Origin of the sequence: Pseudomonas sp. B21-054, from assembly GCF_026016345.1 — a bacterium.
In the GTDB taxonomy this organism is placed as follows: Bacteria; Pseudomonadota; Gammaproteobacteria; order Pseudomonadales; family Pseudomonadaceae; genus Aquipseudomonas.
Map to the genome: position 1 here is coordinate 3,696,656 of NZ_CP087204.1, position 24,983 is coordinate 3,721,638.

The following is a 24,983-nucleotide window of genomic DNA, read 5'->3' on the forward strand; positions in this document are numbered from 1 at the left end:
CTCCCGACATACCTTTGTATAAGTCTCCGCCACTGAGGTATGGCTTTGCTGAACCGATGTAGAAGTGCCCCCGCATGCATCCGTCAATAACATGAACCCACAGCACACGAGTCGCTGTCCTGGATTTATTGACCCCCGGCGCCCGCTCGCCGAGCAACGCTGCAATCTTTCGGGGAACGGCCATGTCGATTTTTTTCGAGTCACCCCAAACCATCTTGCGACACACAGGTGCGATGGCGCTCAGCGCCGTCTTGCTTACCGGTTGTACGGTGGGTCCAGAGTTCATGAAACCTGATGACGGGCTTGGCAGCGTGCAACTGACGCCCCGCCAGGAACACGCAAACGTCACGCCCCGGCCCCCCACCGCGGTACCTGCCCAATGGTGGCTGCTGTTCAACGACCCGCTGCTCGCCCAACTGCAATCACGCGCACAGGCCGGCAACCTCGACTTGCAGATGGCCTCCGAACGCATTGAGCAAAGCCGGGCGCAATTGGGCATCGCCGCTTCACAGTTGCTGCCCAGCGTAGGCGCGAACGCCAGCTACAGCCGTGAGGCCCTCAGCGAACACGGCAAGTTTGCCGCACTGGGCGCCCCGACTGGCGCCAATAATTTCTGGCAGATTGGCTTCGATGCCAGTTGGGAGGTCGATCTGTGGGGCCGTGCACAACGCGTGCGCGAGGGTGCCGCGGCGACTCTGCAAGCCACGGTGTATGACCGCGAAGCCGCACGGGTGGCGCTGGCTGCCGAAGTGGCTCGAACCTATTTGCAACTGCGCGGCACCCAGGCGCAATTGGACATCGCCCAACAGAACCTGGGCATCGCCGAACGGACCCTCGCCCTGGCCGAAAGCCGCGAGCGCAACGGCGTCGCGACGCGCTTCGAAACCTCATCCGCTCGCGCACAGCTGGCAACGATCAAGGCCATGCTTCCCGAGCTGAGCCAGCGTCGCAATGCCCAGATGAATGCACTGGCATTGCTGATGGGTGAACAGCCCCGTGCACTCGATGCGCAACTGCGCGATGCCCTGCCCTTGCCTTCGCTTCCCACCCGGGTTCCGGTCGGTGTCTCCTCTGAACTGGCCCGCCGACGCCCGGACATCCTTCGCGCCGAAGCGCAGCTGCATGCCGCCACCGCGGCTATCGGCGTGGCCAAGGCGGATTTCTACCCGCGCATCGGCTTGAAAGGGCGAATCGGCGTGGAAGCCTTCGACAGCGGTGACCTCAGCAGCTGGGACTCGCGGTTCTTTTCCATCGGCCCGACGGTTTACCTGCCGATCTTCCAGGGCGGGCGCTTGACGCAGCGTCTGGCCCTGAACGAATCGCGGCAAAAAAGTGCTGCCCTCGCCTATCGGAAAACGGTGTTGCAAGCTTGGCATGAAGTGGACAACGCCCTGGACGCCTGGGCCGCCCAGCAGCGTGAGCACGATGAATTACGGGTTTCCTATGAGCAGAACAAACAAGCGCTGCAGGCGGCCGAACGAGGCTATCAACAAGGTGCCGCTGATTATCTGAGTGTACTGACGGCGCAACTCAATCTGCTTTCCAGCCAAACCAACCTCAACGCCAGCACGACCAATGCCACCCTCACCGTGGTCAATCTCTACAAATCCCTGGGCGGTGGTTGGGCGCCCGAGGCGGTCCGATGAACAGCACCGCATTGTCGCCAGCGAGCACCGCGACCCGCGAGACGTCCCTGGCCAAGCCTTCAAAGCGCCCGTTGATCGGTCTGGCCGGCATTTTCCTCGCGGCCATGATGGCGGGGTTGAACACTCGGGTCGGCGCGCTGGCGCTGGCGGATGTAAGGGGTGCAATGAGCCTGGGTTTCGACGATGCCTCCTGGCTCACCACGGTGTACAGCGCCGGGGAACTGATAGCCATGCCCTTTTCGGCGTGGTTTGCCATTACGCTCTCGATGCGTCGCCTCGAACTGTGGATGCTCGGCACCTGCTCGCTGCTGGCTTTGATCCTGCCCTTCATCCACAACCTGGACCTGCTGCTGGTCTTGCGCTTCGTGCAGGGTCTTGCCGCCGGCACGACGATTCCGTTGCTGATGATGGCGGCGCTGAAATTCCTGCCGCCGCCCATCCGACTGTATGGGTTGGCGATGTATGCGATGACCGCGACTTTCGCGCCCAACCTGTCCATCTGGCTCGCCGGACACTGGACGGATGGGCTGCTGGACTGGCGCTGGGTGTACTGGCAGATCATTCCCCTGGCCTTCATCGCCGGTGGGCTGATCGCCTGGGGGCTGCCGCAAGAATCCATTCAGTACCCACGCTTTCGGCAAGCCAATTGGCCCGGCTTGGCCTGCGGTGTACTGGCACTCGGTTCGATGACCGTCGCGCTGGATCAAGGCGTACGGCTGGACTGGTTCCAGTCACCCTTGATCACCGCTTCGTTGATCGCCGGGCTGGCGTTGCTGGCGGTCTATCTGTTGACCGAGTGGTATCACCCCTCGCCGTTCATCAAGTTGCAGATCCTGGGCCGTCGCAACTTGGGACTGGGCTGCATCCTGTTCGTCTCATTGCTGGTAGTGCTGATGTCCAGTTCACTATTACCGGCCAGCTATCTCGGGCCACTCCAGCACTATCGCCCCTTCCAAATGGCTTCCATCGGTCTGATCGTCGCGCTGCCGCAGTTGATCCTGGGGCCAGTGGTGGCGCTGCTGCTGTACCGGAAGTGGATCGATGCGCGCCTGGTGTTTGCGTCGGGGTTGTTGCTGATCGCACTGGCCTGTCTGTGCGGTGCGCAATTGACCAGCGACTGGAATCGCGACCAGTTCGTGATGGCGCAAACCCTGCAAGCCTTTGGACAGCCGATGGCGGTGGTGTCGATGCTGTTCCTGATCACCAGCGTCGTGCAGCCTCCCGAGGGGCCTTACGTATCAGGCACCATCAATACGCTGCGAGCCTTCGGGTCGCTGGTCGGTGCGGCGGTGGTGGGTCAGCTCATGACGGTGCGGAGCCGTTTCCATGGGGAGATGTTGCTGGACCGTGCAGCCTTGGCCAGCTACGCCCACGGGCTGGAGCCGTCACAACTGATGGGCGTCATCGACCAGCAGTCGTTGGTACTGTCAATCGCCGATGCCTATCGCGTGCTGGGCATTGTAGCGCTGCTGCTGATTCCTCTCGTGTTGCGGCTGACTTACATCCCAGCACCTGTCACGCGTATGGCCTCGTCCCCCTCGTCTTCCTCTTCCTCCCATGGGTGACCCATCATGGCACTACCAAAGAAAGCCCAGATCATCAGTACAGCGCTGCTGTTCACAGTGGCCATCGGCATGGTTCTGTATCTCAATCGCCCCGAGTCCAGCGCATCGATACAGTCGACGGACGACGCCTATGTTCACGCCGACTTCACGACCGTGGCGCCGCAGGTGCCAGGCACGGTCGAGACGGTCTTGATCGAGGACAATCAACGGGTGAAGAAAGGAGACCTGCTCGCGACCATCGACGACCGTGATTTCGCTGCGGCCGTGAACGCGGCGAAAGCCCAGGTCGCCAGTGCCCGTGCCGGCATCGCCAGCCTGCAAGCGCACCTGATCCAACAGCAGACCGCGATACGGCAGGCACAGGCCGCGGTGACCGCCGATGAGGCGGCACTCAAGTTGGCCAGCGTCAACCTTGCGCGTTATCGCAACCTGGCCGTCGACGGGTCGGGGACCGTACAAGCACGGCAACAGGCCGAAGCGCAGCTGAGCATTCAATCGGCCAGCCGGGATAAGAGCCAGGCGGGCCTACAGGCGGCCCGGCAACAAGTGGATGTGCTCAAGGCCGACCTGGAGAAAGCCACGGCGGCCCTCGCTCACGCGCAGGCCGCCCAAGCCATCGCGGAACTGCAGCTTTCCTATACCCGCATCACGGCACCGATCGACGGCATGATCGGGCAGAAATCAGTGCGCATCGGGGCTTTCGTCCATACCGGGGAACCGTTGCTGGCGATTGTCCCCCTCGACGCTGTCTACATCACCGCCAACTTCCGTGAGACGCAATTGGCACGGGTAGAAACGGGCCAGTCCGTGAAGATCGAGGTCGATGCCTTGCCGGGCCAGGCGCTGGAAGGAACGGTGCAAAGCCTGGGGCCGGCCAGCGGCGCCAGTTACTCCGCCATCGCGCCGCACAACGCCACGGGCAACTTCACAAAAATCGTCCAACGCTTGCCTGTGCGCATTCGCATCGATCCCGACCAGCCCGCAGCGACGAGGTTACGGGTAGGCATGTCCGTCACACCGCATATCCGCATTGATCAATAACGGCCGGCCATTGCCTTCGGGAAATGATGCTCGCTGCGACTTGAGGACTTAAGCAAATAACTAAAAGTTATTTATTGTGCATTTTTTATATCATTTAGATTAAGTCTTAAGCCGAATGGCTCGTGCGGTGCACGCCAGCAAGGATGCGTTGGCAGACGCCTCACTTTCAGCCAATGCAATCTCATTAAACGGGCCACCGTCATGCAGCTTCTAACGCTTCCTCCCTCTCCCGGCCTGGCCACCTCGATTCGTGCCACCGCCCAGGTCTTTGAAGACCCTACTTCCCGCGCCTTGCTGGCTCATCTGCAACAGGTGGCACCCAGTGATGCCAGTGTGTTGATCATCGGCCAGACCGGTACCGGCAAAGAGCTGGTGGCGCGCCATGTGCACAACCTCAGCGCCCGGCGTGACAGGCCGTTCGTGGCGGTCAACTGCGGGGCGTTTTCCGAGACGCTGGTGGAGGCCGAACTGTTCGGCCACGAGAAAGGCGCCTTTACCGGTGCGTTGACGGCCAAGGCCGGTTGGTTCGAAGAGGCCGACGGCGGTACGCTGTTTCTCGATGAAATTGGCGACTTGCCGCTGCCGATCCAGGTCAAGCTGCTGCGAGTGCTCCAGGAACGCGAGGTGGTCCGCCTGGGCTCGCGCAAGAGCATCAAGATCAATGTGCGGGTACTGGCGGCCACCAACGTGCAGTTGGAAAAAGCCATCAATGCCGGGCACTTTCGCGAGGATCTGTATTACCGCCTCAATGTGGTCAGCCTGGTGCTCAAGCCGCTGCGCGAACGACCCGGCGACATCCTGCCGTTGATACGCCATTTCATTGCCGAGTACAGCCGTCGTCTGGGTCACGGCGAGGTCTCGCTGGATGCCCAGGCGCAGCGCAAATTGCTCGACTATTCCTGGCCGGGGAATATCCGCGAGCTGGAAAACGTCATCCATCACACGCTGTTGATCTGCCGCAGCAAAGTGATCGGCGAACAGGACCTGCACCTGTCGAACTTTCGTATCGAGCGTCAGGACAACCTGCCGCCATCTGCCCCTGAAACCGCAGAAGCGCTCTTGCAAAAAGCCTTCGAGAAACTGCTCGAGCAAGAGCATGGCGACTTGTATGAAAAGGTCGAGGCCGAGTTGTTACGCACCGCCTACCGATATGCCAATTGCAATCAGGTCCACACCGCCAGCCTGTTGGGCCTGAGTCGCAACGTCACCCGCACGTTGCTGATCAGGATCGGCGAGCTGGTGGTCAACAAACGCCGTCCGACGCTCAGTACGCGGGACGGCCAGGTCATCAATCTTTCAACCTGAGTTCGCCACAGGAGCCAGGTGTGTCTCCTTTTTGTGGCGAGGGGATTTATCCCCGTTGGGCTGTGCAGCAGCCCCAAGACCTGTCCCCGATGTATCAGGCCGACTGCGTTCAACCTGCTTGGGGTCGCTGCGCGCCCAACGGGGATAAATCCCTTCGCCACAGGTTCAGCGGTGCTCACAGCGCCGCTGTTCGCGCACCCAGGTAAAAATCCTGGAGATCGCTGCGGGCTGCCAGCTGCTCGGCGCTGCCTTCACTGACCACACGGCCGCTTTCCAACACGTAGCCATGGTGGGCGTACCGCAGCGCGGTGTTGATGTTCTGTTCGGCGATCAGAAAACTGACGCCATCGCGTTGATTGAGCTGGCGGATGATTTCAAAGATTTCCTCGACGATCTGCGGCGCCAACCCCATCGACGGTTCGTCCAGCAAGACCAGTTGCGGTTCGGCCATCAGCGCACGGCCTATCGCGATCATCTGTTGCTCACCGCCCGAGGTGTAGCCGGCCAGGCTTTTGCGGCGCAATTTCAGGCGCGGAAAATGCGCGTACACCCGCTCCAGGCTGACCAGGAGCTGGCGTCGCGGAACCCGCCGCGCCAGCGCGCCCGCCAGGAGGTTTTCCTCCACGCTCAACTGGGCAAAGCAATGCCGACCTTCCAACACTTGCACCAGGCCATTGGCCGCCAAGGTGTGAGGGGCGCTGTGGGTCACCTCCTGCCCCTGATAGACAATTCGCCCCCGCACCACCTCGCCCCGTTCGGCGCGCACCAGGTTGGAGACCGCCTTCAGGGTGGTGCTTTTACCCGCGCCATTGGCGCCCAGCAGCACCACGACCTGCCCTTTGGCGACGCTCAGCGACACGCTGCGCACGGCCAGGATGGTCTGTTCGTAGAGGACTTCAATATCGTCGATCTGCAGGATCGGTACGTTCGTCGTCATGCGGTTTCGCCTCTTCGGGTAGCGACCGGACGCAAGCGCCCGGGTCGCCGCGCTGCCTCAGGATTCCTTGCTGCAATCGCGCGGGGTAATGCCTTTTTCCCGGGCGTACTGATGCGAAGAAGCTTCGATGATCGGCCGCAACAAAGCGCGGTCGGCCTGGACCCAGTCACTGATCAACTTCCACTGAGTACCGTCCCATTGCTGGAAGCGCACCGCGCCACCGCCTTCATGGTCCGAGCAGGACAACTGCAACGGCTGCACCAATCCCAACGCCCCCAATTCCTTGAGTCGGGCGTCGTCGAGCTTGAGGTGCTCGAAGCCCCAGCGCACCTGCTCACCGGTCAGCGGCTGCTTGCCGAACTTCTGCTGGGCAATGCGCACAGCTTCGACGTTGAGGATGCCGTTGACCACGCCGAGGTTGTAGTACACGGTGCCGAAACGCTTGGGGTCGGCCAGGTCGCCATGGCCGGCATCGACCACTTGCTGCTTGATGCCCTGCAACACCGGGAAATCGGTGCCCGACGGGTGCGTGGTGATGGCGATGAAGCCCTTGGCCGCGGCACCGGCCGGCGCGGCGTCATCCTCGGAGTTACTCCAGATATTGCCGATGATGTGGTCAGCCGGGAAGCCGACCTTCTGTGCGGTTTTCAACGCCACCGGGTTCATCACGCCCCAACCGCGCAAGATCACCCAGTCGGGTTTTTCCCGGCGGATATTCAGCCATTGCGACTGCTGCTCGTTGCCCGGATGCGGGACCTCCAGCAGGGTCAGCGCAAAGCCGTACTTGTCCGCCAGGGTCTGCAACACCTCATTGGTTTCCTTGCCATAGGGTGAGCCGTGATACAGGGTGACGATCTTCAAGCCCTTGAGTTTGTCCAGCCCGCCGGCTCGCTGGCCGATGTAGTTAATGATCGCCGACACTTCGGAATAGGGGTTCAGCTGCAACGGGAAGACGTAGGGAAACACGCTGCCGTCGGTGGAATCCGTACGCCCGTGGTTGATGGTGATCAGCGGCAGTTTGTCGGCGGTCGAACGCTCCAGCGTGGCGTAGGCGATGCCCACCGACAGTGGGTTGGTGGCCGCCGCCGGTGCGCCGTTCAAGCCCTTCTTCAGGCGCTCGTAGCACTCGACACCTTTTTCCACCACGTACTCGGTTTCACATTCGCTCCAGGTCAGCTTGACGCCGTTCACCCCGCCGTTGGCGTTGACGTACTTGAGGTAGTCGATGAAACCGCCGAAAAAACCGGTCCCACCGGCCGCATAAGGACCGACGCGATAGCTTTGCAACGGGAAGTATTGTTCGTTGTCCGCCTGGACCGTGAAGGCGGCGGCGGTGAGACTGAACACTAACGCCAGGCTGCTGGCGATTGATCGTTTGAACATCGGATTTTCCTTGTAATGAAGCCAGTGATAAGCCAACAGAATGGAAGTGAAACCTGCGTGGTGCGGTTCGCTCAGTAGCGCAGCGGCCACAGCCGTGCACGCTCGCGAAATGTCTGCCAGAGGCGCGCAAGGCCCTCTGGTTCCTTGATCAGAAACACAATGATCAGGGCGCCGAATATCATCTTCTGCAGGTTCTCCACCTGGCCGGCATCGACCAGCCCGCCGGGCAGCAGCGACACCAGGTTGGAGAGCAAGACAGGAAACAGGACGATGAAGGCCGCCCCGAGGAAGTTGCCCAGCAGGCTGCCGAGGCCCCCGATAATGATGATGAACAGGATCTGGAACGACCGGTTGAGATCGAAACCATGGGGCTCCACGGTGCCCAGGTAAGCGAAGGCCCACAGGGCGCCGGCCACCCCGAGGAAAAACCCACTGATGGCGAACGCCAGCAACTTGGTCTTCGCCAAGGGAATGCCAATGATCGCGGCGGCGGTGTCCATGTCGCGCACCGCCATCCAGTTGCGCCCCAACTCGCTGCGCACCAGGTTCTTGCCCAGCCAGAACAGCGCCACGACCACCGTCAGGGTTAACAGATAGCGACCGACGGGCGCGTCCAGGCTCACCCCGAAGACCTCCAGGCGCGGCGCGCTGATCACGCCCGAGGCGCTGTTGTTGGAAAACCAGCTGAAGCGGGTCAACGCCCAGGTCACGAAGAACTGCGCCGCCAGGGTCGAGACCAGCAGGTAGAAGCCCTTGATACGCAGGCTCGGCAGACCGAACAGCACCGCCACCAGGGCCGCCGTCAGCCCGCCCAGCGCAATGCTGAGCAACAATGGCAAGGCCGCGACACGCACTTCGAGGTTGTAGGTGGCAAAGGCCCCGACCGCCATGAACGCCGCGGAACCGAGGGACAACTGCCCGGCATAACCAGTCAGCAGGTTGAGCCCCAACCCGGCCAGGGACAGCACTAAAAAGGGAATCAGGATCGCACTGAACCAGTAGTCGTTACCCAGCCAAGGCACCGCGACGAAGGCAAACAGCAACAAGGCGACAAGCCCCTGACGGTCCTGGCGCAGGGCGAAGACCCGGCGGTCCTGGGTATAGCGTGTGCTGAACTGGCCTGCTTCTCGATACAACATGATGCACCTCCCCTAGACTCGCTCGATGGCCCGTTCGCCAAACAACCCCGCCGGACGCACCAGCAGGAACAGCAGCGCCAGCACGTAGGGAAACCAGTTCTCGATGCCGCTGCCGATGAAGGGCCCGAGGTACACCTCCGCCAGCTTTTCCGAGGCGCCGATGATCAGCCCGCCGACAATCGCCCCGCTGATGGAGGTAAAGCCGCCAATGATCAGCACCGGCAAGGCCTTGAGCACCACCAACGAGAGCGAGAACTGCACGCCCAGGCGAGCGCCCCAGAGCAGGCCGGCAACCAGCCCGACAAACCCCGCCACCGCCCACACCACCACCCAGACCCGCTGCAAGCGAATGCCCACGGCCAACGCCGCCAGTGGATCGTCGGCCACCGCCCGCAACGCCAGCCCCAGCCGGGTCTTGTTGAACAGCCAGGACAACAGCAACACCAACCCGGCCGCCGTCAGCGCGGCAAAAATGTCGAACTGCGACAACAACATCCCGCCCAGTTCCAGCGGTTCATCGCTGATGCCCAGTTCCAGGCCGTGCACCTGGGCGCCCCACAGTGCCTGGGCGAAGCCTTCGATGACGTAGGAGAGTCCGAGGGTGGCCATGAACAGGGTAATGGGCGAGCGGTTGACCAACGGGCGCAACACCACCCGTTCCACCGCCACAGCGATCAGCAGCATCGCCGCCAGGCTGATGAGGAACGCCAGCCAGAACGGCACACCGCGCTCCAGCAGGCTGACGAAGGTCAGCGCCGAAAACAGCACCATCGCCCCCTGGGCGAAATTGAACACACCGGAGGCTTTGTAGATCAGCACAAACCCGATGGCCACCAAGGCGTACATCACCCCCGCCAACAGCCCGCCAATCAATACTTCAAAGAAAAATTCCATGCCTGTTCCTGTTTTACGGGCGCAACTTGCCTGCCCTCCCTGACGGGAAAGCGCCGGATAATCAATGTCAGTGGCGAGTGCCCAGGTAAGCCGAAATGACCTCGGGGTTCTGCCGTACCTCTTCGGGCGAGCCATCGCCGATCTTGCGACCGTAATCGAGCACCACCACGTGATCGCTGATGCCCATGACCACGCCGATATCGTGCTCGATCAACACCACGGTAGTGCCCAGCTCCCGATTGATGTCGACGATGAAGCGGCTCATCTGCTGCTTCTCCTCGGCATTCATCCCGGCCATGGGTTCGTCCAGCAGCAACAGCCGAGGCTCCGCCGCCAGCGCCCGGGCCAGTTCCACCCGTTTCTGCAAGCCATAGGGCAATTGGCCGACCAGCACGTCGCGCCAGGGCTGCAAGTGCAGGAACGCGATGACCCGCTCCGCCGCTTCGCGCTGGAGATCATCCTCGGCCCGGGCGCGACCGATTCGCAGGGCCTGTTCAACCCAGGTGCTGCGGCGCTTGAGGCTGCGTCCGGTGAGTACGTTGTCGAGCACGCTCATGCCCTTGAACAGCGCGATGTTCTGGAACGTGCGGGCGATGCCACGCACCGCCACATCGTGGGCACGCATCCTGCGCCGCTCTTGCCGGTCAAACCGTATGCGCCCGTCCTGGGCGTGGTACACGCCGCTGATGACATTCAACAACGAACTCTTGCCGGCACCGTTGGGACCGATCAAGGCGCAGATCTCACCCGCGGCAACACGAAAGCTGATGTCGGTGACCGCCTTGACGCCTTTGAACGACAGTGAAATATGCTCCAGCTCCAGCAAGTGCGTGGCGGCCGTCTGTGTCATGGGTCGCCTCCTCTCAGGCCAATTGCGAATGGCGTTCGAGCCAGTCATCGGTGGTTATTTTCGTGGTCATCGTGGGCGCATCCCACTGGGTCGAATCGCGCCAATGGCGGACCTTGATCCCCAAGGCCTCGAAAAATGCCTGGGTGTCGGGCGGCAATGGTTCACCCACCAGCAGCGGCACGCGAGTGCGAGAAAATCCCAGGACGTCACACAACGGTCGTCGAACCAGCCAGTGGCCCAGATACCGTTGCAACAGGCTCGGATGCGTTGCCAAGGCCCAATCCACCAGTTTGCGCTGGCGACTGCCCGGCGCCGGCAGACGTTCCAGCGCATACCCGTGTAAACGCGCATAGGTTTCCCGCGTGCCCGCCACCAGCGTTGGGCCCAACTCACGTCGGTCGCGATCGCGGGTGGCCAGGTTCTCTGGAAAATTCAGGCGAAAACCGGCTATCAGCCAAGGCGCCAACAAGTAGCGGGCCTGGCCGCCAGAGGCGAAAGCCCGGGCTGCCAGTGCTTCTTCCTGCCGGCCCAGCCCTTCGCGCTGGACCAACCGCCGACCTTCCTGCAACAGTTCGGCATGGCTGATGCGTTGCTGCTCGATGGCCAGGGGGCCACGGCGGTAGAAGACAAACGCCGTATGGAGCGATCGCGCTTGCGGCGCCAGTTCGGCAGGCGGCGGTTGGACAACCAATGCCGAGTAATCGAGCACTTGATCGAAGGGTAGTGAATCGGACAGGCCACGCCCGTCGACATAAATCAGCACGCGCGGGATGACCTGGGCATCGCGCAAACGGAGGAGCTCCGCTTGTCCTTCGGCCAGTACGAAATCCGGCTGCAACTCACCGAGCAGTGGTGTGGTCGACGCTTCCAACGGATCGAGCAGACTCGCCACGCCCCCCAGCCACTGCGCAGCCAACGCAGCCAGCAGCGCCTGCGGCCGCGGACGGCTGATGATCGTCAGGGTCGCGCCCACCGAAAAGCCAAGGGACTGCAAGGCGTTCGCCAGGCTGTGCACCTCGTCGGCCAGTTGCCGCCAGTTTCGCGCCTGCCAGATACCCAGGTGCTTATGGCGCAGGGCGACGTCCGTGCCATGCCAGTGCGCCTGCTGCTGCAGCCACTGGGGCAGACTGGACGCAATCTCGTGCGATGTGTCGATGAGCGTGCCCATGATCCCTCCCGCCCTTAAGCGACGGCTGCCGTTCTGGCCGCCACTTTGCGTTGCTCCAGTTCACGCACCAGCGGCAGGACCTTGCGGCCGAAATATTCGACTTCCTCCTGGAAGTGCAGGAAACCGGCAAGCACCAGGTCGACGCCCACGGCCTTGAGCGCGACGATGCGCTCGGCGATCTGCTGCGGCGTACCGATCAGGTTGGTCTTGAAGCCGTCGTTGTACTGCACCAGGTCCTCGAAGCTGGATTTGGCCCAGTTGCCCTCGCCTTCCGGGCTGGACTTGCCCGCCTGTTTCGCCGCGTCGCCGAAGGCATTGACCGCTTCGGGATCGGCCTGGTCGATGATCTGGGCCAGCACCGCACGCGCCTCTTCCTCGGTGTCGCGGGCGATGACGAACGCGTTCACCCCGACCTTGACCTTGTGGTTGTTGGCGGCAGCTTTCGCCTGGATATCGTCGACCTGGGCCTTGATGCCTTCGACCGTATTGCCGTTGGTGAAATACCAGTCGGAAACACGGGCGGCCATGTCCCGCGCGGCACGGGAGCTGCCGCCCTGGAAGATTTCCGGGTGCTGCTGCAACGGCTTGGGCTTGAGGGTGTAGTCATGGAAGCGGTAGAAGTCCCCGCGAAAGGTGAAGTTGTCGGTGGTCCAGATGCCCTTGAGCGCCGTGATGAATTCTTCGGAACGGCGATAGCGCTCATCGTGCTCCAGCCACGGTTCACCAATGGCGGTGAACTCGCCCTTGAACCAGCCCGACACCACGTTGACCGCCACCCGGCCGCCGGTCAGCTGATCGATGGTCGCGATCTGCTTGGCCAGCACCGCAGGCGTCCACGGCCCCGGCAGCACCGCCGCGATGACTTTCAAGCGTGTGGTGGCGGCCAGCAAGGCGTGACTGAAGGCCACGGACTCGTGCTGGTATTCGGCACCGTAACCGGCGGTAAAACGCACCTGGGACAAGGCATAGTCGAAGCCCGCCGCCTCGGCGATCTGCGCAAGCTTGCGGTTGTAGTCGATTCCCCAATCGGTGCGCTGTTCGATCTTGCTGACCACCAGCCCTCCGCTGACATTGGGCACCCAGTAAGCAAATTTGATCGTGTCCTGGCTCATTGCATGTACTCCACGGCTCGTTGAAATGAATTAATTGATCAAGCGGCGCTGCGCCGAGCATCCGGGGCAAGGCTCAGCAGCGCTGACTCGACAGCGCGTTCGATGCGTTCCAGCACCTGGGCGCTGGAAACCTGGTAGTGAGTGAAATCGGCCTCTGAGGCATAGACCCCCACCGGCAGGCTGAGGGCCTGGAAGAACCCGAACAGCGGCCGCAACTGGTGGTCGATGATCAACGCATGGCGATCCGAGCCCCCTGTCGCGGCCAGCAGCACCGGTACGTTTTTCAGGGCTTCGTGATGGACGAAATCAAATAGGTGCTTGAACAGGCCGGTGTACGACGCCCGATAGACCGGGCTCGCCGCAATCAGCAGATCAGCGCTTTCAATGGCGCGCAGGTCCTCTTGCACGGCGGCAGGCAACGCTTCGCGGCGCAGCACGCCGGCGAACTGCGGACCGATCCTGGCCAGTTCGATCAAGCGCACCTCGATCGGCAGTTGCTGCCCGAGCCTTTCCACCAGTGCATTGAGCAGGACCAGGGTGCGCGAGGGTTGCTGCACGCTGCCGGACACCGCCACCACGTTGAATTGCTTGCTCATCACTTACCTCATGCCGGTAGACGCCGTCTCAGCGTCTGTACAAGGGCTAGAGCAGCAACCGTGCCATCTTGATATTCCCTTAATAATCAATAAGTTAAAAACACAGACTGTTTCCGAGCTGTCGCCCGACAGACACGCTGTTGGTCCGCTGTTGCCTGGCCAACACCTAAGAGCGTCGTTGCCCCTGCCAGCGACTGTTGCCCAGCACACAGCCACGCAACAGATTGTCCGCAGACCGACAGTCCGTTCGTTGATGTGTACTGCGCACACCCAGGTTTTACGGGCCTTCGGTGGCAGGCATGGACCGTGCAATGGCTCCCGGCAACGGCAGGTCTTTGCCCTGCCCGCCCTCTCGTCATCAAAAGGAACACCGCCATGACCGCACAGCAACAACACCTGCCGCCGATCCTGTCCACCGGCACCGACTACGAGGCCCTGGCCGAACGGTTTCGGCCGATCTTTGCGCGCATCCAGGCCGGTGCGCTGGAGCGTGAGCAGACCCGCAGCCTGCCCTTCGAACAAGTGAAATGGCTAAAGGAAGCCGGCTTTGGCGCCGTGCGCGTGCCAGTCGAATTCGGCGGTGCCGGGGCTTCGTTGCCGCAGCTGCTGCGATTGCTGATCGAGCTGGCCGAAGCCGACTCCAACCTGCCCCAGGCCCTGCGTGGACACTTTGCCTTTGTCGAGGATCGCCTCAACGCCCATGCCACAAGCGCGCAGGACACCTGGTTCAAGCGCTTCGTCGAAGGTGATCTGGTGGGCAATGCCTGGACGGAAATCGGCACCGTGAAAATCGGCGAAGTCGGCACCCGGGTTTCCCGCCAGGGCGATCGATGGGTCGTCAACGGCACCAAGTACTACAGCACCGGCAGTATCTTCGCCGACTGGATCGACCTCTATGCCCAGCGTGACGACAACGGCACCGACGTGATCGCCGCAGTCCATGTCCATCAGCCGGGGGTCAAGCAAAGCGACGATTGGGACGGCTTCGGCCAACGCACCACGGGCAGCGGGACGTCAGTGTTCGAGAATGCCGTGGTCGAAGCAGAAAACCTCATCGACTTCGCCACCCGCTTCAAGTACCAGACAGCGTTCTATCAACTGGTCCTGCTGGCCGTGCTGACCGGCTCCGGCCGCGCGGCCGTGCGCGACATCACCGAGCAGGTGAACAAACGCACGCGGATCTTCAGCACCGGCAACGCCAGCCAAGTGAGCCAGGACGTCCAAGTGCAACAAGTGGTCGGCAAGGCCTCGGCCCAGGTCTACGCCGCCGAAGCCACCGCCCTGCGTGCGGCGGGCGCGTCGCAACGGGCCTACGAAAGCCGCTTCGGCCGTAACTCCGAGACCGAGCACACCGCCAACATCGCCGCCGAACTGGAGTCCGCCCAGGCCCAGGTGGTGATCTCCGACCTGGTGCTGCGCGCCACCAGCGATCTGTTCAACGCCCTTGGCGCGTCCGCCACCAGCACCAGCAAGGCCCTCGACCGCCACTGGCGCAACGCCCGCACCGCCGCCTCGCACAACCCGCTGATCTACAAGGAGCGCATCATTGGCGACTGGGAAATCAATGGCACCGAGCCGCCGTATGTCTGGCAGATTGGTGGAGGGTCAAAGCAAGGCTGAGTGCGGATCCGCGAGGTGCATGAGCTGGGCACCTGCTGATCAGTCAGGGTGGGATCTTTAACGGGGTCCCGCCCAACCTTCAGGTCGCCTCAGGCGCGCAGCCCGGGGCGTTCGCCCAAAGAGCATCCTTCGCTTCCCTCCGGGGTCGCGGCTTCGATCAGCACTCGCTCCAGCATGGCAAAAAAACATTTGATGTGGGCCTGTTTCAATGCCTGCGGCCGGGTCACCAGATAAACCTCCATGTCTGGAAGTTCGATCTGCGGGAACACCTCGACCAGGTCCTTCGCCAAAATACGCGGCAACACGCCCACGCCCATGCCGCGCCGCACCGATTCAAGCTGTACGGTGAAAGAGTTCACGCTGATCTGCGCCCGCTCCAGGCCCGCGGCTTTTGCCGCACGCATTTGCGGCAACATGTCCAACGGCGGAAGCAGGGCAATGTTGCCCGCACTGGCCAGCGTCATGCCGGGGAACCGCTCCAGGTAACTGGCAGCGGCGAAGACACCGTAGGCGAGCCTGCCGATGAGCCGATAAATCAGCGACGGTTCGCCCAGATGGGCTGTGCGTACCGCAATGTCTGCCGCCCCGCGGACGATCTTGTGAAAGTCAGCCGTTGCCAGCAACTCCACTGAGCACTGCGGGTGCAGCGAGGTGAAGCGACTGGCAGCCTCCAGCACACTGGAAGAAAACCCCTCTCCGGCGCTGACCATGACATTGCCCGATAGCTCCGTATGCGGCTGGGACATGCTTGTAACGGCTTGGCGCCTCAAGCCCGCCTCCGCAGCCAGGGCAACCTCCTGCAACGATTGGCCGCGAGGGGTCAACCGGCACCCTTCAACGCCCCGCTCCACGAGTGACTCGCCCAGGGCCCGCTCAAGTTGGGTCAAACGACGGGACACCGTGGACGGCGCTATACCCAGCAACTGCCCAGCCTGAAGAAAACTGCCACGCCGCGACACCGCCAACAGCAGACGAAGATCATCCCAGTTTGCTTGCAACGCCATGCGTCATCCCTTCCCTTGGTTTGCATATATGCAAAGCCATTATGCAGTAGGCGCTGTTTTTCGCGAGGAGCCTGGTCGGTATATCTACACGCCCTCGAAACAACAGGAAGGGTTTGAACCATGTACAGCGTCTTCGTCACGGGTGCCACGGGCTTGCTGGGCAACAACCTGGTGCGGGAATTGATCGCTCGGGGCTACGCGGTCAAAGCCCTGGTCCGATCAAGGGCCAAAGGTGAACTGCAGTTCAGCAACCTGCCGCGTGTAGAACTGGTCGTCGGGGACATGGCCAATGTCGAGGCATTTGCAGGCGCCCTGCAAGGCTGCGATACCGTGTTTCATACCGCGGCGTTCTTTCGCGACAACTACAAGGGTGGCAGCCACTGGAAGAAGCTCGAAAAGATCAATGTCATCGGTACGCGGGAGCTGATTCACCAGGCTTTCCGCGCCGGCATCCGACGCTTCATCCATACCTCATCCATCGCCGTGCTCGACGGGGCGCCCGGTACGTCCATCGACGAAACCTGTTTGCGGGCCGAGGCCGACGCCGATGACTACTACCGCAGCAAAATCCTCGCCGACCGAGTCATCTTGTCGTTTCTGGAAGAACATCCTGAAATGCATGCCTGCATGGTCCTGCCTGGGTGGATGTGGGGCCCCGCCGACATGGGCCCGACGTCCTCGGGACAATTGGTCAACGATGTGGTGAACGGCAAGTTGCCCGGGCTGATCCCCGGCAGTTTTTCCGTGGTCGATGCCCGCGATGTAGCAGTGGCGCAGATTGCCGCTGCCGATCATGGACGCCGAGGTGAACGCTACCTGGCGGCGGGCCGGCATATGACCATGGGCGAGCTGGTGCCCGTCCTTGGTCGTATTGCCGGCGTCAAGACACCCGTTCGACAAGTGCCCCTGCCTCTTCTATACACCTTGGCGGCTGTGCAAGAACTCTATGCGCGCATGACTCGCAAACCCATTCTGCTGAGCATGGCTACCTTGCGCCTGCTGGTACGAGAAGCAGGCCGTACCCATTTCAATCACAGCAAAAGTGAACAGGAGCTGGGTGTGCGTTTCCGAACGCTGGAGCGCACCATTACCGACACCGTGACGTGGTACCGCGATCACGATTGGTTTGAAAACCACAGGGCGTTTGCCTCACAAGGAAAACGCACCTAGCACAAGGGCGTCAAAAGAATTGGGAGGCGCAGGGATAGGCTCGGCAAACGCGCACGACTGTTCTATCGGGCGATTGAAAATACTGGCACCATGCTTTTTTTCCGCTTCGCACTCATGGAGTGACTGTGACGAATCTAAGTGCCGCCCCTGGATTCACCCCCGCGCCAACCTTCGTGAGTTACCGGTTCTTTCACCGGGTCGGGATGTTCGTGCTGGCCGCCCTCGTGTTTTTTCTGGCCGCCATACCCAGCGTCCTTTTCCTCCCCGCAGAGATGCAGTCATACCTGTCGTTCACCTCCACCGCGGGTATCGCTGCGCTCCTGCTGCTCGCCCTTTTTGCCTGGCAATACCGGGCTGATCCAGGCAGCCAGTTTCGCGGCGTCTCCCTTAAATTCCTGAAGGTCGGCGCGCTCGCCATCATCGCGTCCTACCTGCTTTGCGGCGTCGCCATCTTCGTGCTCGGGCAGCCTCAAGAAGCCTTCATGGCCCAGCTCCTGACAGGTCTCACCAGCTGGCAAGGCGCAATCAAGATTGCCTCGTTGATTCTGTTTCCACCCATCGCCGAAGAGTTGTTTTTCCGCCACTACCTGCTGCGACTGTTTCCCTACGAGAGCAGCCCTGCCTGGAAATGGATCGCGATCATCGCGACGTCGGCCATCTTCGCCGGCATGCACATCCAATACGGCAACTGGACAACCGTCGTACTGATCTTTGCGTGTGGGTGGGTGTTCGCCGTCGCGCGAATCGCCAGCGGCGGCCTGCTGGTTCCGATATTGCTGCATTCGCTGGCTGAGATTGTCGCGCTGAGCAGCGACTGGTCTTTTCGCCTGATGGGGCTTTACAGTTGATCGAGGCCATTCACGGCTGACTATTACAGGCAAGGACAATGATGAAGATCCGGGCAATGGCTTACGTGCTGTTTGCGTTGACGCTCCCAATGCTGTGCACGCCAGTCCAAGCGGCAACGTGGCAGATTTGCCGCATGGAGCTTCGTATTCTGGATGTACTGAAACAACCCTATCCGCAGTTACAGGCACGGATCGAAAAAGTCAGTCCTGCATCACCCACAGTAGAATGCCCAAAGGCAGGCACGACGATCACATTCACTCCGGAAACGCCTGACTACCAATCCACACTTCCACGCCGGCAATGGCCCAAGAAGGGGCAGTCGGCACAGGTCAATTACCGGTATCTGGATGGTATGTGCAAGGGCGATGGCAACAGCTATGCGTGTCGTATCAAGCACTACCCGTTAGTCGGTCGGTAGACGTCTGATCGTCACCCTGCGACTTTTCATACAAACCTCGATGCCCATCGGAACGGCTCGCGAGTATCATCCCGAACAACAGCCCCCACAGGACTCGCGTTTATGCCCGCCTCCCAAATCCGCCCCACACCCGCACCATTACTCAAGCCAGGCGAGACGGTGGTCCTGTTCGACGGCGTGTGCAAACTGTGCAACGGCTGGGCGAGGTTCCTGATTCGCCATGACCACGACCGACGCGTCCGGTTGGCCGCCGTACAGTCGCCCGAGGGACAGGCGCTGCTGGCCTGGGCAGGCTTGCCCCTGGATCAATTCGACACCATGGCGGTGATTCGCGACCGGCACTACTGGGTGCGTTCGGATGCATTTTTCGAAGTCGCCGCCCAGTTGCCCTCCCGCTGGCTGCCGGTGAAGCTTTTACGCGTTTTCCCCCGAGCGCTTCGGGATTGGGCCTACGACCGCATTGCGCTGAATCGCTATCGGCTCTTCGGAAAATACGACACGTGTCTTCTGCCGGACCCAGATCATGAACGACGTTTTTTGAAGGCGCCCCTCTGATCGCCCTCCTACCCCAATAGCCCAACCAGCCGCCACGGCGCCATCTTGGTCACCATGATCATCACGATCACGAACATTCCCGAAAAACCGACAACACCCAACCAGAACCATTTCCTGTACACCGCCCGGTATTGATCATCGAGCCCCCTCCCAGTCGCCACTGCGCTGGAAGCCATCACGTACAAGCGCTTCTGAAACACCAGGACCGGCAGCCAAAGCGAACCCACGCACAGGAAGATGACCAACGACGTCATCACCCATTCCGTGGTCAGGGGAAGTCCGGCGAGCCTTATCAGCAGGTAGCCCGTCGCAATCTGAATAAAACCTGCCGGGGTGGTAATCCAGGTGTCGAACTGCACGACCGCCCTGGCCACGTGCGCAATCACCTGAGGGTTGGCGGTGCGACTGGCGGCGATCAGGTAGAGGTAGGAGCCCATGCCGAATCCGAACAGGAAAACAGCGGCGATGACATGGATGTACTTCAGGCACAGATAGAGCATGGTCAGCGCTGCTCGTCAGAAAAGTGCACGGACAGGCTCAGGTTTTCCGGATCGTTGATGGCGGCCATGTACTCATCGACGGTGATTTCGCCTACGCACGCCCGAGCGCCGGGTTCGGGCAAGTACCCTTGGGCAAGTTTTGCAGCCAAGGCCACGGCGGCGCAGCTCGGGATTTCCGGGCCCTTGTCATTCGTCGCCGTGAGCTGCGCCGTCATGAACAGCGGTTTCCCTTCCAGCCCGATGCCCTGGACATCGATGTACATCGCGCTTTTGCCATCGCCGAATCGCTCAAACCAGAGTCCCCAGCGATGAAGTCTTGCAGCCCAAGGGGCATGGTCACGCACCAACCCGACCTTGATTGCCTGAGCCAGCAGGTAGTTGGCGACACCGCCAAGCTTCAGGCCTGCGCCAGCCTTGAAGCTCAGGGTATGGGCGCCATAGCGGCCGGCGAAGATATCCAGGTCCGGTACATCGACATTGGCCAAGACTCGAGTGCCCATGGACTGCATGTTGCGAAGCGTCAGGTCCTGCCAGCCCAACACCTCATGCACGTGGCCGTCCTTGAGTTGCTTGATCGGTTTGCCCGCGTAGGCAAGAACGCCTTCGACGGTGGACAGCCCGGGCATCTTGGCCGACGAGGAAATGCCATGTTCGATCGAGTCGATGCGCTGGAAGCGATGCCGCTGCTGATCGATGATCGCCGCCGATAGCGTCGGCACCGAACTGCAGCCACTGAGGATCGCCACGCCCGCCTGTCTTGCCCGGGCATCGAGTGCACCAATGCCAGAGACAAAGGCCCTGGAGTCGGACAGGTCGCAGTAGTTGACGCCCGCGTCGATGCAGCTCTCGGCGACGGCATAGGATTGTCCCTGGAACGGCCCGCCGGTGTGGATGACCAGCTGGATGTTCATCGAGCCCAGGACAGACTTGAATCCAGGGCCCATGGCGTCGCCACACCAACTTTCACAGACGTTGCCCGATTGGGCTTTCAACTCATCGACTTTGCCCTGCAACTTGCGGGGGGCGCGACCCGAGATCACCAGGTCCACGCCTGGCATCATCGCCAGATGTCGGCAAACAATGCTGCCGAAGTTTCCGTACCCGCCGATCACCAACACTCTTAACGCCATTCAACTCTTCCCTAAAAATTTGATCATGCAACCTGCTCATCCGAGACAGGCCTTGAATATTCGCTCACTGATTCACTGCATCAGCCCCCTGCTGATACTCCCTCGGCGTACAGCCAAACTCTCGCCGAAACACCGTGTGCAGGTACTGCGCCGATTTGAAACCGCAATTCTGGGCGATGTCGGCAATCGGCGCATCGGTGTTTTCCAGGCCATTGGCGGCGGCGGCCAGTTTGAAGCGCAGGATCTCGTCGTGCACGCTGCAGCCGCGCGCCTTGCGAAAGTGCGACTCCAGCGATGAGCGCGACACCCCCACATACGCCGCCACTTGGGCGGTCTTGATGCCCTGGCAGGCGTATTGGCGGATAAAGAGCAATGCCTGCATGACGTAGGGGTTGCCCAGCGGTTGATGCAGGCTGGAAACCTGTACGTTGATCGCATCCGGCGGCACCAGGATCTGCATGCCCGTGGACGGCATGCCGTGCAGCATCTGGTGGAGCAGGCGCGCGGCGGTCCGGCCCATGGTTTCGGTGCCCTGGATCACCGAACTCAGCGGCACCCGCGTCAGGCTGCGGGTCAGCGGGTCGTTGTCGATGCCGATCAAGGCCACTTGCTCCGGCACGGCGATCCCGGCGGTCAGGCAGGCTTGCAGCAGTTGCCGGGCGCGGGCGTCACTGACGGCGATGATACCGATGGGTTTGGGCAGGCTTTGCAGCCAGGCGATCTGCTGTTCGACGGCGCTGTCCCAGAGCGGTGCGCTGGTGCCCATGCCGCGATAGACCTCGACGTGCAAGCCATCGCGTTGCAGCAGGCGGCGAAAGGCTTTTTCCCGCTCCTGGGCCCAGCGATTGGCTTGCGCTTCCGGCAGGCTGAAGCAGGCAAAGCGCGTCAAGCCGGCCTCGATCAGATGCTCGTAGGCAAGCTTCATCAAGGCGTCATTGTCGGTGGCGACATAGGGAATGCCCTTGGGGTAGGCGCGTTCATCCTGATAGGAGCCGCCCACCGCCACGACCGGCAGCTTGATTCCGGCCAGCGCCTCGCCAATCAGCGGGTCGTCGAAGTCGGCAATGATCCCGTCGCCCTGCCAGCGCTCGATGCCTTTCAAGCGACAGAGGAAATCCTCCTCGAGGAACAAGTCCCAGGACGCACGGGTGCTGCTCAGGTAGTTGCCGATGCCACTGATGATGCCGCGGTCGTAGATCTTGCTGCCGTTGAACAACAGGGCAATGCGGTGGACGGGCGGGACGGTTTTCATTGGTTTTACCCTAGGCCAGTGAAGACAGACTAGGCCTCGGAACGTCGAATCTCAATACTCAAAATCGAACTGCCTGTTGGTGATTTTCATAATCAGCAGCCCCAGGGCCGGCGTTAGTATCGAGACACCGCCAAGAACAATAAGGAAATCGCCATGCCGTACTTCCCCGGTGTCGACAAGATTCGCTACGAAGGGGCCGCCAGCGCCTCGCCCCTTGCCTTCCGCCACTACGACGCTGACAAGCTCATCCTCGGCAAACCCATGCGCGAGCACCTGCGCATGGCGGTCTGCTACTGGCATACCTTCGTCTGGCCGGGGTCCGATGTGTTCGGCGCCGGCACCTTCAAGCGCCCGTGGCAGCGCACTGGGGATCCCATGGAACTGGCCATCGGCAAGGCCGAAGCGGCCTTCGAGTTCTTTTCCAAACTGGGCATCGACTATTACTGCTTCCACGACACCGATGTCGCCCCCGAGGGCAACTCGCTGAAGGAGTATCGCAACCACTTCGCGCAGATGGTCGATCAGCTGGAACGCCATCAGGAACAGACCGGCGTCAAACTGCTGTGGGGCACCGCCAACTGCTTCAGCAACCCGCGCTTTGCCGCCGGCGCCGCGAGCAACCCGGACCCGCAAGTATTCGCCTGCGCCGCCGCCCAGGTGTTCAGCGCCATGAACGCCACCCAACGTCTCAAGGGCTCCAACTACGTGCTGTGGGGCGGTCGTGAAGGTTACGAAACCCTGCTCAACACAGACCTGAAGCGCGAGCGCGAGCAACTGGGTCGCTTCATGGCCATGGTGGTCGAGCACAAGCACAAGATCGGCTTCAAAGGTGATTTGCTGATCGAGCCCAAGCCACAGGAGCCGACCAAGCACCAATACGATTACGACAGCGCCACGGTATTCGGCTTCCTGCAGCAGTTCGGCCTGGAAAAAGAAATCAAGGTCAACATCGAGGCCAACCACGCGACCCTGGCCGGGCACAGCTTCCACCACGAAATCGCCACGGCCGTCTCGTTGGGGATCTTCGGCAGCATCGATGCCAACCGTGGCGACCCGCAGAACGGCTGGGACACCGACCAGTTCCCCAACAGCGTCGAAGAAATGACCCTGGCCACCTACGAAATCCTCAAGGCCGGCGGTTTCACCAACGGCGGGTTCAACTTCGATTCCAAGGTGCGACGCCAAAGCCTGGACGAGCTCGATCTGTTCCACGGCCATGTGGCGGCCATGGATGTTCTGGCCCTGGCCCTGGAGCGCGCCGCGGCCATGGTGCAGAACGATCAACTCCAGCAATTCAAGGACCAACGCTACGCCGGTTGGCAGCAGCCGTTCGGCCAAGCGGTATTGGCCGGTGAGTTCAGCCTCGCTTCACTGGCCGAGCATGCCTTTGCCAATGAGTTGAACCCGCAAGCCGTCAGCGGTCGGCAGGAGATGCTCGAGAACGTGGTCAACCGGTTTATCTATCCCTGACAATAGACTGAGCTGTGGCGAGGGGATTTATCCCCGTTGGGCTGCGAAGCGGCCCCCCGAAAAAAACAACCTTGATTTATCTGATTCGCCAAAGTGGTTGTTACATTCTCGCGACAAATCTCTGCCCACAGCGCTCGGCGACTCTCTACAGTTCTATCCGCACCACGCTCATCGTCAGGCAGTGTCTTTCAAACAACAATAAAAGGACGCACCACCATGAAAACATTCAAACGCACGTTACTCGCTGGCGCCCTCGCCCTGCTCTCGCTTCCGGTCATGGCCGATGCGGCGCACCCGAAAATCGGCTTTTCCATTGATGACCTGCGTCTGGAACGCTGGTCACGGGACCGTGACTACTTCGTCGCGGCGGCGGAAAAACTCGACGCCAAGGTCTTCGTCCAATCGGCCGATGCCAACGAGCAGAAGCAGATCTCGCAGATCGAAAACCTGATCTCCCGTGGCGTCGATGTGATCGTCATCGTGCCTTTCAACGCCACCGTGCTGACCAACGCCGTCGCCGAAGCCAAGAAGGCCGGGATCAAGGTGGTGTCTTATGACCGACTGATCCTCAATGCCGACATCGACGCCTACATTTCCTTCGATAACGAAAAGGTCGGCGAGATGCAGGCCAGCGGTGTGCTCAAGGCCGCGCCGAAGGGCAATTACTTTTTGCTCGGTGGCGCCCCTACGGACAACAACGCCAAGGTCCTGCGCGAAGGCCAGATGAAAGTGCTGCAACCGGCCATCGACAAGGGTGATATCAAGATCGTCGGCCAGCAGTGGGTGAAGGAATGGAACCCCACCGAAGCCCTGAGCATCGTTGAAAACGCCCTGACCCGGAACAACAACAAGATCGATGGCATCGTCGCCTCCAACGACGCCACCGCTGGCGGTGCGATCCAGGCCCTGGCCGCACAGAAAATGGCCGGCAAGGTGCCGATCTCAGGCCAGGATGCCGACCTGGCGGCGGTCAAGCGGGTGATCGATGGCACCCAGACCATGACCGTCTACAAGCCGCTGAAGCTGATCGCCTCGGAAGCCGCCAAGCTCTCGGTGCAACTGGCGCGCAACGAGAAACCCACCTTCAGCTCGCAATACGACAATGGCAGCAAAAAAGTCGACACCATCCTGCTCACGCCAACTCCGCTGACCAAGGACAACATCGATCTGCTGGAAAAGGACGGGTTCTATACCAAGGCGCAGATCGCCGGGCAGTGACCTGGGTGCAAATCCTGGGTTAAGCAAAGTCCCTGTGGGAGCGAGCTTGCTCGCGATGGCGGGCCCATCCAAGATGGGTGCAAGCTGAAACACCGCTATCGCGAGCAAGCTCGCTCCCACAAGGGCTGACTGACACCAGGAAATACTTGGTCCCCTGCGTA

Annotated in this window: 23 protein-coding genes; 11 read left to right on the forward strand and 12 right to left on the reverse strand. The window is 61.4% G+C overall.

All coding sequences use genetic code 11. The features are described from left to right. Positions 1–182: 182 nt before the first annotated feature. The 4 genes from LOY70_RS16040 (at position 183) to LOY70_RS16055 (ending at position 5,557) form a co-directional block, all read left to right on the forward strand. Positions 183–1,646, forward strand: coding sequence for an efflux transporter outer membrane subunit (locus tag LOY70_RS16040; protein ID WP_265028405.1), 1,464 nt, complete (start codon positions 183–185; stop codon positions 1,644–1,646). Next, positions 1,643–3,211: an MFS transporter gene (locus tag LOY70_RS16045; protein ID WP_265028406.1), complete on the forward strand. Its 1,569-nt coding sequence runs from the start codon at positions 1,643–1,645 to the stop codon at positions 3,209–3,211. Before LOY70_RS16040 ends, LOY70_RS16045 begins: the two co-directional genes overlap by 4 nt. Positions 3,212–3,217: 6 nt before the next feature. Then, positions 3,218–4,252 (forward strand): HlyD family secretion protein, encoded by a 1,035-nt coding sequence (locus LOY70_RS16050; RefSeq protein WP_265028407.1) that lies wholly within the window; start codon positions 3,218–3,220, stop codon positions 4,250–4,252. A gap of 201 nt (positions 4,253–4,453) precedes the next feature. Continuing rightward, positions 4,454–5,557, forward strand: a complete 1,104-nt coding sequence (locus LOY70_RS16055) for a sigma-54 interaction domain-containing protein (protein WP_265028408.1) — start codon at positions 4,454–4,456, stop codon at positions 5,555–5,557. Positions 5,558–5,732: 175 nt separating this feature from the next. Here the strand turns inward: LOY70_RS16055 and LOY70_RS16060 are convergent, their stop codons facing one another. The 8 genes from LOY70_RS16060 to msuE form a co-directional block, all read right to left on the reverse strand. Beyond that, a complete protein-coding gene (locus LOY70_RS16060; RefSeq protein WP_265028409.1) occupies positions 5,733–6,494 on the reverse strand; it encodes an ABC transporter ATP-binding protein in 762 nt (253 codons plus the stop codon). Between the two features lie 57 nt (positions 6,495–6,551). Next, positions 6,552–7,877 (reverse strand): ABC transporter substrate-binding protein, encoded by a 1,326-nt coding sequence (locus LOY70_RS16065; protein WP_123346593.1) that lies wholly within the window; start codon positions 7,875–7,877, stop codon positions 6,552–6,554. Positions 7,878–7,948: 71 nt separating this feature from the next. Further along, on the reverse strand, positions 7,949–9,016 hold the full coding sequence (locus tag LOY70_RS16070) for a branched-chain amino acid ABC transporter permease (RefSeq protein ID WP_265028410.1): 1,068 nt from the start codon (positions 9,014–9,016) through the stop codon (positions 7,949–7,951). A 12-nt stretch (positions 9,017–9,028) separates the two neighbouring features. Then, positions 9,029–9,910 carry a branched-chain amino acid ABC transporter permease gene (locus LOY70_RS16075; RefSeq protein WP_123346598.1) on the reverse strand — a complete coding sequence of 294 codons (882 nt, stop codon included), beginning with the start codon at positions 9,908–9,910 and terminating at the stop codon, positions 9,029–9,031. 67 nt (positions 9,911–9,977) lie between these two features. Next, positions 9,978–10,760, reverse strand: a complete 783-nt coding sequence (locus tag LOY70_RS16080; RefSeq protein ID WP_265028411.1) for an ABC transporter ATP-binding protein — start codon at positions 10,758–10,760, stop codon at positions 9,978–9,980. Between the two features lie 13 nt (positions 10,761–10,773). Then, entirely contained in the window at positions 10,774–11,928 is a 1,155-nt protein-coding gene (locus LOY70_RS16085; RefSeq protein WP_265028412.1) for an AMP-binding protein, read from the reverse strand. Positions 11,929–11,942: 14 nt separating this feature from the next. Continuing rightward, positions 11,943–13,040, reverse strand: a complete 1,098-nt coding sequence (sfnG, locus tag LOY70_RS16090) for a dimethylsulfone monooxygenase SfnG (RefSeq protein WP_123346606.1) — start codon at positions 13,038–13,040, stop codon at positions 11,943–11,945. Between the two features lie 38 nt (positions 13,041–13,078). Continuing rightward, positions 13,079–13,636 (reverse strand): FMN reductase, encoded by a 558-nt coding sequence (gene msuE / locus LOY70_RS16095; RefSeq protein ID WP_265028413.1) that lies wholly within the window; start codon positions 13,634–13,636, stop codon positions 13,079–13,081. Between the two features lie 375 nt (positions 13,637–14,011). On the opposite strand from msuE, the gene LOY70_RS16100 reads away from it, so the two are divergent. Then, the gene (locus LOY70_RS16100; RefSeq protein WP_265028414.1) at positions 14,012–15,256 is read left to right on the forward strand and encodes an acyl-CoA dehydrogenase family protein; all 1,245 of its coding nucleotides are present in this window, start codon (positions 14,012–14,014) and stop codon (positions 15,254–15,256) included. Between the two features lie 89 nt (positions 15,257–15,345). Here LOY70_RS16100 and LOY70_RS16105 read toward each other — a convergent pair whose 3' ends face one another. After that, positions 15,346–16,260: a LysR family transcriptional regulator gene (locus LOY70_RS16105; protein WP_265028415.1), complete on the reverse strand. Its 915-nt coding sequence runs from the start codon at positions 16,258–16,260 to the stop codon at positions 15,346–15,348. Positions 16,261–16,380: 120 nt separating this feature from the next. Here LOY70_RS16105 and LOY70_RS16110 point away from each other — a divergent pair, with 120 nt between their 5' ends. The 4 genes from LOY70_RS16110 to LOY70_RS16125 all read left to right on the forward strand — a co-directional run bounded on the left by LOY70_RS16110 (position 16,381) and on the right by LOY70_RS16125 (position 19,252). Continuing rightward, the gene (locus LOY70_RS16110; protein ID WP_265028416.1) at positions 16,381–17,430 is read left to right on the forward strand and encodes an SDR family oxidoreductase; all 1,050 of its coding nucleotides are present in this window, start codon (positions 16,381–16,383) and stop codon (positions 17,428–17,430) included. Positions 17,431–17,555: 125 nt separating this feature from the next. Further along, positions 17,556–18,278, forward strand: a complete 723-nt coding sequence (locus LOY70_RS16115; RefSeq protein WP_265028417.1) for a CPBP family intramembrane glutamic endopeptidase — start codon at positions 17,556–17,558, stop codon at positions 18,276–18,278. A 41-nt stretch (positions 18,279–18,319) separates the two neighbouring features. After that, complete coding sequence (locus LOY70_RS16120) at positions 18,320–18,697, forward strand: hypothetical protein (RefSeq protein WP_265038087.1); 378 nt, start codon at positions 18,320–18,322, stop codon at positions 18,695–18,697. A gap of 102 nt (positions 18,698–18,799) precedes the next feature. Beyond that, complete coding sequence (locus LOY70_RS16125) at positions 18,800–19,252, forward strand: thiol-disulfide oxidoreductase DCC family protein (protein ID WP_265028418.1); 453 nt, start codon at positions 18,800–18,802, stop codon at positions 19,250–19,252. An 8-nt stretch (positions 19,253–19,260) separates the two neighbouring features. Here the strand turns inward: LOY70_RS16125 and LOY70_RS16130 are convergent, their stop codons facing one another. The 3 genes from LOY70_RS16130 to LOY70_RS16140 form a co-directional block, all read right to left on the reverse strand. Continuing rightward, the gene (locus LOY70_RS16130; RefSeq protein WP_265028419.1) at positions 19,261–19,752 is read right to left on the reverse strand and encodes a DUF2269 family protein; all 492 of its coding nucleotides are present in this window, start codon (positions 19,750–19,752) and stop codon (positions 19,261–19,263) included. 2 nt (positions 19,753–19,754) lie between these two features. After that, positions 19,755–20,882 (reverse strand): saccharopine dehydrogenase NADP-binding domain-containing protein, encoded by a 1,128-nt coding sequence (locus LOY70_RS16135; RefSeq protein WP_265028420.1) that lies wholly within the window; start codon positions 20,880–20,882, stop codon positions 19,755–19,757. A 64-nt stretch (positions 20,883–20,946) separates the two neighbouring features. Beyond that, positions 20,947–22,134: a XylR family transcriptional regulator gene (locus LOY70_RS16140; RefSeq protein WP_265028421.1), complete on the reverse strand. Its 1,188-nt coding sequence runs from the start codon at positions 22,132–22,134 to the stop codon at positions 20,947–20,949. Positions 22,135–22,287: 153 nt separating this feature from the next. Between LOY70_RS16140 and xylA the strand changes: the two genes are divergently transcribed. Together xylA and xylF are read left to right on the forward strand one after the other, a co-directional pair. Next, on the forward strand, positions 22,288–23,604 hold the full coding sequence (gene xylA, locus LOY70_RS16145; RefSeq protein WP_265028422.1) for a xylose isomerase: 1,317 nt from the start codon (positions 22,288–22,290) through the stop codon (positions 23,602–23,604). Between the two features lie 216 nt (positions 23,605–23,820). Then, entirely contained in the window at positions 23,821–24,822 is a 1,002-nt protein-coding gene (gene xylF / locus LOY70_RS16150) for a D-xylose ABC transporter substrate-binding protein (RefSeq protein WP_025213958.1), read from the forward strand. The last annotated feature ends 161 nt before the right edge of the window (positions 24,823–24,983 follow it).